This window comes from Williamsia sp. 1135 (assembly GCF_002095395.1).
GTDB lineage: Bacteria > Actinomycetota > Actinomycetes > Mycobacteriales > Mycobacteriaceae > Williamsia.
This window is the reverse complement of the sequence record NZ_MJEI01000106.1, coordinates 225,322-237,377: the sequence shown is the minus strand read 5'-3', so window position 1 is coordinate 237,377 and position 12,056 is coordinate 225,322. Positions and strand designations below refer to the sequence as shown.

At 65.6% G+C, this 12,056-nt stretch carries 12 protein-coding genes; 5 read left to right on the top strand and 7 right to left on the bottom strand.

The annotated features are described in order from the left end of the window. Window positions 1-110: 110 nt before the first annotated feature. The 3 genes from BFL43_RS25680 to BFL43_RS25670 all read right to left on the bottom strand — a co-directional run bounded on the left by BFL43_RS25680 (window position 111) and on the right by BFL43_RS25670 (window position 3,589). Window positions 111-965: a TIGR02569 family protein gene (locus BFL43_RS25680; RefSeq protein WP_084896188.1), complete on the bottom strand. Its 855-nt coding sequence runs from the start codon at window positions 963-965 to the stop codon at window positions 111-113. Between the two features lie 103 nt (window positions 966-1,068). Further along, window positions 1,069-2,244, bottom strand: a complete 1,176-nt coding sequence (gene moeZ / locus BFL43_RS25675; protein WP_084896022.1) for an adenylyltransferase/sulfurtransferase MoeZ — start codon at window positions 2,242-2,244, stop codon at window positions 1,069-1,071. Window positions 2,245-2,380: 136 nt separating this feature from the next. Beyond that, complete coding sequence (locus BFL43_RS25670; protein ID WP_084896021.1) at window positions 2,381-3,589, bottom strand: DUF3152 domain-containing protein; 1,209 nt, start codon at window positions 3,587-3,589, stop codon at window positions 2,381-2,383. 86 nt (window positions 3,590-3,675) lie between these two features. Here BFL43_RS25670 and BFL43_RS25665 point away from each other — a divergent pair, with 86 nt between their 5' ends. Next, window positions 3,676-4,341, top strand: coding sequence for a TetR/AcrR family transcriptional regulator (locus BFL43_RS25665; RefSeq protein WP_084834927.1), 666 nt, complete (start codon window positions 3,676-3,678; stop codon window positions 4,339-4,341). Window positions 4,342-4,360: 19 nt separating this feature from the next. On the opposite strand, the gene BFL43_RS25660 is transcribed toward BFL43_RS25665, so the two are convergent. Both BFL43_RS25660 and BFL43_RS25655 read right to left on the bottom strand, forming a co-directional pair. Continuing rightward, window positions 4,361-4,594, bottom strand: coding sequence for a DUF3107 domain-containing protein (locus BFL43_RS25660; RefSeq protein WP_084834953.1), 234 nt, complete (start codon window positions 4,592-4,594; stop codon window positions 4,361-4,363). Between the two features lie 98 nt (window positions 4,595-4,692). Then, window positions 4,693-5,388, bottom strand: coding sequence for a ferritin-like fold-containing protein (locus BFL43_RS25655; protein ID WP_084896019.1), 696 nt, complete (start codon window positions 5,386-5,388; stop codon window positions 4,693-4,695). A 348-nt stretch (window positions 5,389-5,736) separates the two neighbouring features. Between BFL43_RS25655 and BFL43_RS25650 the strand changes: the two genes are divergently transcribed. Continuing rightward, a complete protein-coding gene (locus BFL43_RS25650) occupies window positions 5,737-7,383 on the top strand; it encodes a DEAD/DEAH box helicase (protein ID WP_240498498.1) in 1,647 nt (548 codons plus the stop codon). A gap of 5 nt (window positions 7,384-7,388) precedes the next feature. Further along, window positions 7,389-8,609, top strand: coding sequence for a hypothetical protein (locus tag BFL43_RS25645; protein WP_084896017.1), 1,221 nt, complete (start codon window positions 7,389-7,391; stop codon window positions 8,607-8,609). A 104-nt stretch (window positions 8,610-8,713) separates the two neighbouring features. Here the strand turns inward: BFL43_RS25645 and BFL43_RS25640 are convergent, their stop codons facing one another. Next, the gene (locus BFL43_RS25640) at window positions 8,714-9,505 is read right to left on the bottom strand and encodes an AAA family ATPase (RefSeq protein WP_084896016.1); all 792 of its coding nucleotides are present in this window, start codon (window positions 9,503-9,505) and stop codon (window positions 8,714-8,716) included. 66 nt (window positions 9,506-9,571) lie between these two features. On the opposite strand from BFL43_RS25640, the gene BFL43_RS25635 reads away from it, so the two are divergent. Continuing rightward, window positions 9,572-10,234: an acid phosphatase gene (locus tag BFL43_RS25635; RefSeq protein ID WP_084896014.1), complete on the top strand. Its 663-nt coding sequence runs from the start codon at window positions 9,572-9,574 to the stop codon at window positions 10,232-10,234. 33 nt (window positions 10,235-10,267) lie between these two features. Here BFL43_RS25635 and BFL43_RS25630 read toward each other — a convergent pair whose 3' ends face one another. Next, complete coding sequence (locus BFL43_RS25630) at window positions 10,268-10,738, bottom strand: hypothetical protein (RefSeq protein ID WP_084896184.1); 471 nt, start codon at window positions 10,736-10,738, stop codon at window positions 10,268-10,270. 112 nt (window positions 10,739-10,850) lie between these two features. Between BFL43_RS25630 and BFL43_RS25625 the strand changes: the two genes are divergently transcribed. Continuing rightward, window positions 10,851-11,831, top strand: coding sequence for a diacylglycerol kinase family protein (locus tag BFL43_RS25625; RefSeq protein WP_084896012.1), 981 nt, complete (start codon window positions 10,851-10,853; stop codon window positions 11,829-11,831). The last annotated feature ends 225 nt before the right edge of the window (window positions 11,832-12,056 follow it).

The window sequence follows — 12,056 nt, the reverse complement described above, 5'->3', positions numbered from 1 at the left end:
CCGAACAATCACAGTGTTCTCACACCTCCCTGGCGGCAGAGGTGAGATGAGAGCCCGAAAACGTCGGACAGACGCCGGAGAATGCCGGCATCACTGCAGATCAGAAGGTGTTAGACCAGGAACCGGACCATGTCGGAGACTCGCTTGAGGCCCGGTAGGGCCCCTGCGGTGGATCTCGGATGTAACGCGTGCACGGCCAGCCTGAACATCACGGCCCGCAACATCATCTGCGGCCACTCGGGCAGATCGCCCCACCGTTCGATGAGGGCGTCGTCTGCTCCACCCCACGCGAGCGCATCGACGACGACCACTGCCGCGGCCCAGGACGCCGGTCGCCAGTACGGCGTGATGTCCGTGATCCCGGGCGCCGCCGCACCGGCGAACAGGACAGTGCCGAACAGGTCACCATGCACCAACTGCGACGGTGACTCGACCTTTTTCCGCAGCGTGGCCAGGTTGTGCAGGATCTCCAGGCTGGTGACGCCGTCCGGCGACGTCGGATCGCCCATCCCGGCGGCTCGGGCCGATCGCATCGGGACGTCGTCCCAGGCGGCCCGATCGGACGCGGTGAACACATCGACGTCGGTGTAGGGCGGCGCTGGTGGCTGCATCAGGAATCGCGGACGTTCCAGATCTGCGGTGACCTCGTGCAGGCGATCCGCCAGCGATACCACCTCGTCGTAGCGAGGTTCAGGGGTACCGGCGATGTAGGTGTCAGCGCGCCATCCCGACACCACGTAACGCCCGTCGGAGGATCGCACCGGCCGAGCGATCCGGACGCCGTCGACGTAGAGGGCCTCGCGGACCTTTGCCGACCAGGCCGCACGCGCATGATCGGGTACCAACGACAACACGGTCTCGCCGATCCGCCAGCCGCCTTCCCAACCGTCGCCGAGAGCCACCACGGGATTCTGTGTCAGTCCGAAGGTCTGCAGCACATGCTCCGGCGGCTCGACAGAGATCAAGTCAGAGGTCACGCTGTCGAGGTTACCGGCGCGAGGCGCCGGAGCCCCGCAGGCGCTACGAGTGTTCCCGCCTCGAATCGTCGCGCACTCGGCAAGAGTCGGATCAGTAGACGGGCAGGGTCGAATCGACCTGCTTCGCCCACGCGGTGATGCCGCCCTGCAGATGGGTGGCATCGGAGAAACCGGCCTTCTTGACCGCGGCCAGCGCCTCCGCCGACCGGATGCCCGTCTTGCAATAGAGCACGGCGGGGCGGTCATGCGGCAGTCTCGCCAGCCCTTCCCCTGACTCGATGTCGCCCTTCGGGATGAGGGTCGCGCCGTCGATCTTGACGATCTCCCACTCCACGGGCTCGCGCACGTCGATGAGAGCGATGCGCTCCCCGGAGTCGAGGCGTTCCTTCAGTTCGACGGCTGTCAGCGTCGAGTCTGCGGCCGCGGACACACCGTCGTCCGAGACGACACCGCAGAAGGCGTCGTAGTCGATCAGTTCCGTGATCTTGGGCGCCTGCGGATCCTTGCGGAGATTGATCGTCCGATAACGCATGTCGAGTGCGTCGTACACCATCAGTCGCCCGAGTAGGGTCTCGCCGATTCCCGTGATCAGTTTGATCGCCTCGGTGCCCATGATCGAACCTATTGAGGCGCAGAGGATTCCGAGAACGCCACCCTCGGCGCACGACGGCACCATCCCGGGCGGCGGCGCTTCGGGGTACAGGTCGCGGTAGTTCAATCCGAGGCCATCCGGGGCGTCCTCCCAGAACACCGACGCCTGCCCCTCGAACCGGTAGATCGAGCCCCAGACGTACGGCTTGCCGGCGAGTACTGCCGCGTCGTTCACCAGGTATCGGGTGGCGAAGTTGTCCGTGCCGTCGACGATCAGGTCGTACTGCTCGAAGAGTTCGATGGCGATGTCGTTGTCGAGGCGGAACTTGTGGGTGTTGACTGTGACCAGCGGGTTGATCTCCACGATGGAGTCACGGGCGGAGTCGGCCTTCGGCCGGCCCACGTCGGACTGCCCGTGGATCACCTGACGCTGCAGGTTCGATTCGTCGACCTCGTCGAACTCCACGATGCCAATGGTCCCGACGCCTGCCGCCGCGAGATAGAGCAGGGTCGGGGATCCCAGCCCGCCCGCTCCGATGACGAGAACTCTCGCGTTCTTGAGGCGCTTCTGACCGTCTACCCCGATATCCGGGATGATCAGGTGCCTGCTGTAGCGGGCCACCTCATCGCGGGTGAGTTCTCCGGCCGGCTCGACCAACGGGGGCAATGTGGACACGGGCGGTCTCCTCACGGTCTCGCGCGATCAGCGGACGACCGTCGATCCGGTCGTCTCATCTACTACCTGCAACGAGTATGCGCCCGCCAAGATTCCGCCAGGTGCAACGCGTCGCACAACAGTCGGGCGGGTGGGATCACCGATCCGGGAACGGCCATGGATTCGGCGTGCAGACGTAGCTGCGGTTGGCCTTCATATCCGGATCGAGCGCCATGATCTCACTGTTGGCCGTTCCGAAGGTCTGCTGCATCATGATCGGTGCCAGGGCCCCGTTCACCTTGCACGGCTCGTGATTGACGAATCCGATCGCGTGCCCGACCTCGTGGTTGATCAGGTACTGCCGGTAGCCGAGGTCGTCGCCCTGGTACGACGACGCGCCGCGGACCCAGCGGGCCTCGTTCAGGGTCACCCGCGACTCGGGTGGGTAGTAGCAGGACGACTCGAGTTGGATCTCGTACCCGCACAGTTCCCGGGTGGTGTCCGGGGAGGTCAGGGTGACGCGAAAGTCCGGTTCACCGCTGTCGATGCGGCGGAACGAGAACTTCCCGTCCCCGATCCAGCTCTTCGGGTTGGCGAGGGTGGTGTCGACGAACTTCGCGTAGGTCGGGTCGCCGCCGAAGTCGCCCGACGCCACCCCGTTCTCGACCTCGACCGTGTACGTGAACTCCTGGCCACCGGTTCCGATCCGCGGGGTCGACCCGGGGACGACGTGATAGCCCTCGGCACCCTTCGCGGTGAAGGGCCCGCCGTTCGGCAGGGCACCGGCTGGCAGCTGCTCGGCCTGGACCTGCGCCGGCGGGGCGCCGATGGCGGTGGAGACGTTGTTGACGTCGGTGTTGCGGACCGCATCCGGATCGGAGTCTGCCGCTCCACTGGAGGCGCCATCCTGATGGGACTGCACGGTGACCACGATCATCACCACAGTCAGGACCACCAGCACCGGAATCGCGTACGCCCGCCACCCGTAGGTGCTGACGAACCGCCCGATCGCGCTCTGCTTCTTGCGGTCTTTGTCGCGGTCGGCGCGCTGGCGTCCGGGGTCTTCCGTCGGGTCCCACCGAGCGCGCAGAGGCTGGTCCGGGGCAGGCCGCCCCGATGTCGGCTGGTGGACGTCGGTCCGCTGATTCGCGAGCCGAGCGTCCGCCTCGGCCTCGCGGCGAGCGGCGCGCTGAGCTCGCTCGGCGCTTCGACGAGCTTGTTCGGCATGGTCTCGGCCACCAGCAGCGGTGTCGGTACGGGCACGCCGACGACGCGGCGGATCACCCTGCTGCGGGCCTGGGTCAGCCGGCGCGTCACGGGGTGCGCGCCGCGTGCCCGTGGGCCCCGAACCTCCAGCACCAGTCACCCGTAAACCTTCTCACAAGGACCGGCCGTTACCCGGCAGGCACAACCACCGGTGGCGGATATCGGCAGCAGATATACGCTCGGGCCATGGACAAATCGGCCGCCGCGGGCACAGGTGTGAACGCACCCACGACAGGTGGGCCCCGGCGCAGCGTGCGCATGCCACGCAGTGCCCGGCGGTTACAGCTCCTCGACGCGGCCAGCGAGATCTTTGTCGAACGGGGCTATCACTCGGCGGGTATGGACGAGATCGCGGTACACGCGGGCGTCAGCAAACCTGTCCTCTACCAGCACTTTCCCAGCAAATTAGATCTTTATCTCGCCGTACTCGACTCCCACGCGGAATCGATGGTCAACCGAGTCACCGGCGCCCTGCTCAGCTCCACCGACAACCGTCATCGCGTTCGCGCGGCGGTGCAGGCCTTCTTCGATTTCATCGACGAGGACAGCCAGGGATACCGGCTGATCTTCCGGTCGGACGCACTGGACCCCGCGGCGATCCGCAGGGTCGAAGGGGCAACGGAAGCATGTGTCGACGCCGTGTACGGACTTGTCATGCACGACTCGGGACTCGACCCACATCGCTCGCGGATGCTCGCGGCAGGACTGGTGGGCCTCAGTCAGGTCAACGCCAGGCACTGGCTCGACGCCAAGCGCCCGGTGACCAAAGAAGAAGCCGTCGACATCACGGTCACAATGCTCTGGGGCGGATTGTCCCGAGTGCCCATGCAACAGTCGAACGGCTTCTCCTGAGGGATCAACTCACGCGATCTCAGATCGCGCCGAAGCCCACTTTCCGGGCGTCGGAGACACCGACCTCGACGTAGGCGATCTTGGTGACGGGGATCAGGTAGCGAGAACCCTTGTCGTCTTCCAGACGCAGCAGCTGCTCGTTGCCTGCCAGTGCCGCCTCGACCGCGGCGTGCGCTTCATCGCTGCTCTTCTCGGTGTGTACAACCACTTCGCGAGAGCTGTCGGTGATCCCGATCTTCACATCAACGGCCACAAAATCCTCCACAGATATACATTCGAACTCTCGGGTCTAACTCTGCTGTTGCAATCCTGCTGGCCTGAATCTAGCCCCACAGGCCTTCAGGCGGACAGTCAGCCCAACCCCATATCCGCCATGCGCTGTGCATGCCGATCCTGGATCGAGCCGAAGAAGTCCACGATCTGGTTGAGGTCGGCCTCGACGGAGAACAACAGCTCGGTGAGTGCCTCCTGCCCGGCCAGCACGTACTGGGTCTGGGTGATGGCCTCACCGAGCAGCCGGCGGCCCCACAACGTCAGGGGCGAGGAGAGCGCCGGGTCGGCCGCGACCGCTTCCCGGATGGCTGCCACTGCGAACTCCGAGTGTCCGGTCTCGGCCATCACGGTGCGCACCACGGCCTCGGCGTCCTTCGGCAGAGTGCCCGCGATCTCCATGTAGAAGTCCGCAGCCAGACCGTCGCCGACGTAGGCCTTGACCAGCGATTCGTGCCAACTGCTCGGCACCGTCGAGGAGTGGTACTTCTCGAGCACCGGCGTGTACGCGGCAATCGACTCGTAGACGTCGACGCCACGAGCGGCCAGCGCCTCCTGCAGGATCTCGAAGTGACTCATCTCGGCGGCGGCCATGCTCGCCATCTCGACCCGGCCACGCATGTCGGGCGCCATCGTCGCCTCCGACGCCAAGCGGTAGAACGCGGCCAGTTCGCCGCAGGCCAGTACCCCGAACAGTTCGGTAATACCAGGATGGGAGGCTGACGATCCGGCCGCGACTTCGGACACTGGCGGCTGCGTTTGTGAACCAGACGACATGAGAGCAAGTGTAGTCAGCACGTCGGAAACGGGCACTGCGGACGACGTCCCGGGCCCTGCAATCGGGAGTGTTACACGATGCGATGTCACCACCTGGTCGGGGGCCACGTACACTGCCAGGGGTGAGCCGTGCGCATGAGCCGGCTCGCAGGAATTTGTGCGCGCACCGATGGCGGTCCGATATCTGTTGGGCCCGATTTGACCAGATGCAGGTTGCCCGAGTCCGCCTTTGCACCGCGGCCAGTGAGCTGATCTGACGGTTGATCTTTGCAGTGCGCGCGGGAGCACATTGCGAAAGGCAATCAACTGAACATCGAACAAGAAGCCAAAAACACCGCCTTGGACGACATCGTCGAAGAAGAGCACGTCATCGTGGAGGCAGACCACGTCTCCCCCACGTTCGCCGAGCTCGGCGTCCGGCAGGAGATCGTCGACGCCCTCACCGCCGACGGCATCACCAACACCTTCGCCATCCAGGAACTGACCCTGCCGCTGGCGATGGCAGGCGACGACCTGATCGGTCAGGCCCGCACCGGAATGGGCAAGACCCTCGGTTTCGGCGTACCGCTGTTGCAGCGGGTGTCGCAGGCGACGGCCGAACCCGGCGAGCGCGGCATCTGGAAACTGGACGGCACCCCGCGAGCACTGATCATCGTGCCCACCCGCGAACTCTGCATCCAGGTGACCGATGACCTCGAGATCGCGGCCAAGGGCCTCCACGTCGACACCGCGGATGGCCAGAACCGGCCCATCCGGCTGCTGTCGATCTTCGGCGGCAGGCCCTTCGAACATCAGATCAGCGAGCTCAAGATCGGTATCGACGTCGTCGTCGGCACCCCCGGTCGTCTCCTCGACCTCGCCCGTCAGGGCCACCTGATCCTGGGCAAGGTCCAGGTGCTCGTTCTCGACGAGGCCGACGAGATGTTGGACCTGGGCTTCCTGCCCGACATCGAGCGCCTCATGAGTTCGCTCCCCGATGCCCGTCAGACCATGCTCTTCTCGGCGACGATGCCCGGGCCGATCGTGACGCTGGCGCGCACCTTCCTGACGAAACCGACCCACATCCGGGCCGAGCACGCCAACGATTCGGCAATCCACGAGCGCACCACCCAGTACGTCTACCGGGCCCACGCGCTGGACAAGGCCGAGCTGGTCGCACGCATCCTGCAGGCCGAAGGTCGCGGCGCGACAATGATTTTCACCCGCACCAAGCGCACCGCACAGAAGGTCGCCGACGACCTCGCCGAACGCGGCTTCGCAGTCGGCGCCGTCCACGGTGACCTCGGGCAGGTCGCTCGCGAGAAGGCGCTCACCGCGTTCCGTGAGGGGCGCATCAACGTGCTCGTCGCCACCGACGTCGCCGCGCGCGGCATCGACATCGACGACGTCACGCACGTCATCAACTATCAGTGCCCCGATGACGAGAAGACCTACGTCCACCGCATCGGCCGCACGGGTCGCGCGGGCCGCACCGGCATCGCCGTCACCCTGGTCGACTGGGACGAGCTGCATCGCTGGGAGATGATCAGCAAGGCGCTCGACCTCGCCAAGGACGAGCCGGTCGAAACCTATTCCAGCTCACCGCATCTGCGTGAAGAGATGGGCATATCGGAGTCTGCCACCGGTCGGATCGGTCAGGGCCCGGCCGTGGTGCGCGACGACCGCAAGGACCGCGATTCGCGCTCGGGCGGCGGGCGTTCGGGCGGCGGAGAGAAACGCGAACTCGCCGGCCAACGCAGGTCGACATCACCGGCATCACGTCAGCGTCGGCGCACCCGCTCCGGAGGCGGCGATGCGGCCGCCACCGGTGACGCCGCGTCGACCACGGCAGCCGGCGCGGACACCGCAGCGGCTTCGACCGCTCCGGACACCGGATCGCCTGCAACGACCTCCGAGGGTGGAGACCGCCCCCGACGTCGTCGCCGCCGCCGGAGCGGTGGATCTGCCGACAAGTCATCGGCCTCCGGCGACACCGCGGGTAACGCCTCGGAGTAACTGACGTGCTCAAGCCTGAGCGGCGCACGCCGGTCGACCTGTTGATCGTCGCCGTCATCGTGGCGGTCGTCATCGTCGCCGGCGTGGCCATCTGGGCCTCCAGTTCGGTGGAGAACACCGAGTCCGACCCGTCCCCGGTCGCTGCGGCGCCGCCCGCGTCGGCGACCGCGGTGCCGGCCTCGTACTCCGAGGCATGGCGGGCCGCCAGCGACGCCACGGCCGGGCCGGTCATCGTCGGGGGCGTCGTCGTCACGGGTGACGGCGAAACCGTCGTGGGCCACGACGCGACGTCCGGCCGTCAGCTCTGGTCGTACCGTCGAGACCTCCCGCTGTGCGGGGTGTCCGGTTGGAGCGCGTCCGGTCGTGACTACGCGATCGCGGTATATCGCAACTCCCGCGGTTGCAGTGAGGTCACTGCGTTGTTCGGCTCGACGGGCAAGCGCGCGACAACGCGTAGCAGCGACGCCGACAACTCCCTCGACTTCAGTTTCGACCGGGATTACTTTCTGGCGCAGGGCGATACGAGACTCGAGATCTGGCGCAGCGACCTGGTTCGGACCATCGAATACGGCCGGGTCGACGCCCCGGTCAATCCCGGATCGCAACCACGATCGGGTTGTGAGCTCGTCTCGAGCGCCATCGGCAGCCCCAAGGTCGCCATCGTCGAGCGTTGCGGAATCGAACCGGGTTACCGCCTCACCGTGCTCGGATCCACCCTCGACAGCAACGAGAAACTCGAAGAGTTCGGCTCGACCCTGATCACCGGAGATCTCGGTTCGCCACCTCGCGTCGTCGCGGTGGGGAGCAACAGCGTCGCGGTGTACGTGTCCTCCCCCGAGCCCATGCTCGAGACCTACGCGTTCGACGGAACACTGCAGAACCGCACCTCCCTGCTGGGAGGTCCCGTCGGCGCCGAGAGCAAACCCATCAGCGGCGACGGCATCGTCACGTTCTGGACGGGCAAGGCAACCGTCGTGCTCGACGCCGAGACCCTGCAAGCCCGCTTCCAGGTCCCCGAGACGCTGGGACCGGGAGTTGTGATGGCAGGTTCACTGCTGCTCCCGAGTGCCACCGGGATCAGCGAACACAAGCTCGTCGACGGTCAGCCGATCCGGTCGATCCCGGTACCCCGAGATGGCTACACCGGCGGGGTGATCACGCTCGGCGTGATCGGCGATGACCTCGTGCAGCAGTGGGGTTCGACCGTCTCAGTGCTCAGCCCGTAGCCGAAAGCTGCTGCAAATACACACGTTTGAGCCAAAACCACACGTTGTAACGTGTGGTTTTGACTCGAACGTGTGCTTTTGTCGGCCCGGCCAGGCGGTTCCCGTCAGACCGCTTCGATCGTCACCAGATCTGCGTCACCGTTCCAGTGCTTCCACAGGTTCTCGGAGAGCTCGCGGTACGCCTGCGACCCCTTGTTCTTACGGCCTCCCAGCACGCTGACACCCGATGCCGAGGCCTCGGCGAACTTCACCGTGCGTGGTATCGCCGGCGACAGCACCGGTAGGTCGTAGCGGTCGGACACATCGGCCAGCACGTCGCGGCTGTGGGTGGTGCGCGCGTCGTACAGCGTCGGTAGCGCTCCCAACAGTTGGAGGTCGGGGTTGGTGATCTGCTGGACCTCGGTCACCGTCCGCAGCAGCTGCCCGACCCCACGGTGTGCCAGCGTCTCGCACTGCAAGGGAACGATCACCTCGTCGGCGGCGGTCAACCCGTTGAGCGTGAGCACCCCGAGCGAGGGCGGGCAGTCGATGATGATCACGTCGTAGTCGCCCTCGACGGTCTTGAGCGCGCGCTTGAGCGCGTACTCGCGGCCCGGCCGCATCAGCAACAGCGCCTCGGCACCCGCGAGGTCGATGGTTGCCGGCAGCAGCGACACCTTGTCTTCCGTGTCGAGCAGGGTATCGGCGATGGCACCCTCACCCAGCAGGACGTCATGGACCGAAATGGACAATTTGTCCGGATCATGCCCCAACGAAAAGGTAAGGCACCCTTGCGGATCCAGATCGACCACCAACACCGACAGTCCCATGTCGGCCAACGCCGCACCCAGTGAGACAACCGTGGTGGTCTTGGCGACCCCACCCTTTTGATTCGCCACAGCAAGTATCTTGCTCATTCCCTGACCCCCTTCGCCTCGAGCAGTACTCTGCGTTTCCTTGACCCTATGCGTCAACCGGGCAGAATGTCTGGAGTGACTGCTTCCGCCTCGGCCATTCATCGCCTCATCCTCATCCGACACGGCGAAACGGAGTGGTCCAAGACCGGCAGACACACCGGATCGAGTGACATCGCCCTCACCGAACTCGGCGAAGAACAGGCGAAGAGCCTGCGCGAACCGCTCGACGAACTCCTGCTGACCGACCCACTGGTGCTCTCCTCTCCACGCCGGCGTGCCATGCACACTGCAGAATTGGCGGGACTGGAGATCAGCCGCACCGGCGAGGAGTTTTCCGAGTGGGACTACGGCACCTATGAGGGACTGACCACGCCGCAGATCCGCGAGACCGATCCAGGGTGGACCGTATGGAACCGGGGCGGCCCTGGCGGAGAATCGCCCGGGCAGATGAGCGACCGGATGGACAGCGTCATCGACGAGCTCCTGGATTGCCTGCTCACCAGGTCCGTCGTCGTGATCGGGCACGGGCACTTCTCCCGATCACTGCTCGCCCGCTGGATCGGTTCGCCTGTCGAGTTCGGTGCGCATTTCGCCATGCTCCCGGCGTCGGTGGCGGTCCTCGGCTTCGACGGCGAGACCCGGCAGATCCAGTCGATGGGGATCACCGGCTATCGCAGCGCCGACTACGTGGACGCCGGGCGTCCGGCGCATGTCCGCACGACGGTCTGACCTACTCGACGAGCGATCAGGGCCTCGAACCGGTCAGGGACGCTTCTTCTTCTTCGCGGGTGACTTCTTCAACTGCGGCGCGGAGTCGTCCACGTCCGCTGCCGGAGGGTCGATCTCATATGCCGCCGCAAACCACTTCATCGCCGACGGGCTGAACAGACAGACCAGCGCCGCGACGAGGACCACGAGCAGCGGAGTGCCGATCAGCGGGAGGTTGCTGTCGGTCATCAGTGCGAACGCGACGGGTAAGAGCAGGATCTGTGCGACCACCGCGATCGCACGACCCCAGCGCCGCCCGGTCAGCAGCGCGACACCGCCTGCCAACACGCCGCCACCGAGGATCGCGAACCACGCCGCGGTGCCATAACCGCTGATGAAGTCTTCTTTGTGACCCATCAGCTCCCTGACCACCATCCAGATCGCGGCCCCGACAGCGAGCACTCCTTCGAGTGTGACTATCGCGCCGGCACGGCGGACATTGAGGGGAGGAGGAGTTTCAGACACGCGGACCAGCGTAGTGGTTGCAGCCGAGCGCACCTCCGCCAGAGGACTGCGAAGGGCTACACACGCAGCGGAAAGGGGACGACCGCGTGGTCTGCCGCTAGGCTCACTTCTCGTGCGCGCGATGCTGATCGTCAACCCCTTCGCCACCTCGACCACCGAGGCCGGCCGGGACGCGCTGCGTGACACCCTGACCGCATCGCTTCGACGCCCCGGCGACGCGGTCACCACCTCGACCGGATTCGACGTCACGGTGGAGCACACCACGCATCGTGGTCATGCGGGCGAACTGGCGGCGATTGCTCGGGCCGAAGGATATGACGTCGTGGTCGTGCACGGAGGCGACGGCAGCGTCAACGAAGTCGTCAACGGACTGCTCGACTCCCCCGACGTGCCGGCCGCCGGTCCTCCATCACCCGCTCTCGCCGTGGTTCCGGGCGGTAGCGCAAACGTCTTCGCGCGCGCCCTGGGCATAGACCCGGACCCACTCAAGGCGACCGCGCAGCTCGTGGATCTGCTCGCAGCCGGCCAGCGACGGCGAGTCAGCTTGGGGCACACCGACAATCGGTGGTTCCTGTTCAATGCCGGACTCGGTGTGGACGCCCGGGTCATCAAGTCGATCGAAGAGCAGCGCACGGCCGGACATCAGGCCACGGCGGGACGATACTTCTGGACGACAGTGCGGACCTTCATCGGCGCTGCGCGCGACAAACCGACGCTGACCGTCCGGATACCCGACGCCGATCCCGTCGACGGGGTGCACTTCGCCTTCGTCTCGAACGCGAGCCCTTGGACCTATCTGGGTACCCGGCCCATCGAGACCAACCCCGGCACCAACTTCGACAACCGTCTCGGCGTCTTCGCCTCGCGGTCGATGAACCCGATCCGCAACCTGCCGCTCGCACGGCAACTCCTCTCGAAGCGATCCACACCCCATGTTCGGCATCTGCTGCGGGCCGACGATGTGGACGCCGTGGAAATCACCAGCACTGAACCCATCGACATGCAGATGGATGGCGAATACCTTGGAACACGGACCGCGTTGACGGTGCATTGCCGGGCCGCCGCGGTCGAGGTTGTCGCTCCCAAATCGTGAAACAGTGACTCTTCACACAGGAGGAGTCCGAGGTCACACCCGGTTTCTGCCGTAATCACGGGCGTAACCGGCGGCAGAGTAGTACAAAGGTGGGTGGACCCATGAAGGCACCCCCTACACAGTGACATTGCCCACGTGTTAACGCAGCACCATTGACTTCATCTGGATTCGTGAAAGTATTCACAAGCAACAGTGCGGAAACAAAACCTACGCACACATGAACTG

Excerpts from the sequence above, each read along its gene's own strand:
- BFL43_RS25665 (WP_084834927.1), top strand. The coding sequence starts at position 3,676 with ATGGACAAATCGGCCGCCGCGGGCACAGGTGTGAACGCACCCACGACA.
- BFL43_RS25655 (WP_084896019.1), bottom strand. The coding sequence starts at position 5,388 with ATGTCGTCTGGTTCACAAACGCAGCCGCCAGTGTCCGAAGTCGCGGCC.
- BFL43_RS25640 (WP_084896016.1), bottom strand. The coding sequence starts at position 9,505 with ATGAGCAAGATACTTGCTGTGGCGAATCAAAAGGGTGGGGTCGCCAAG.
- BFL43_RS25635 (WP_084896014.1), top strand. The coding sequence starts at position 9,572 with ATGTCTGGAGTGACTGCTTCCGCCTCGGCCATTCATCGCCTCATCCTC.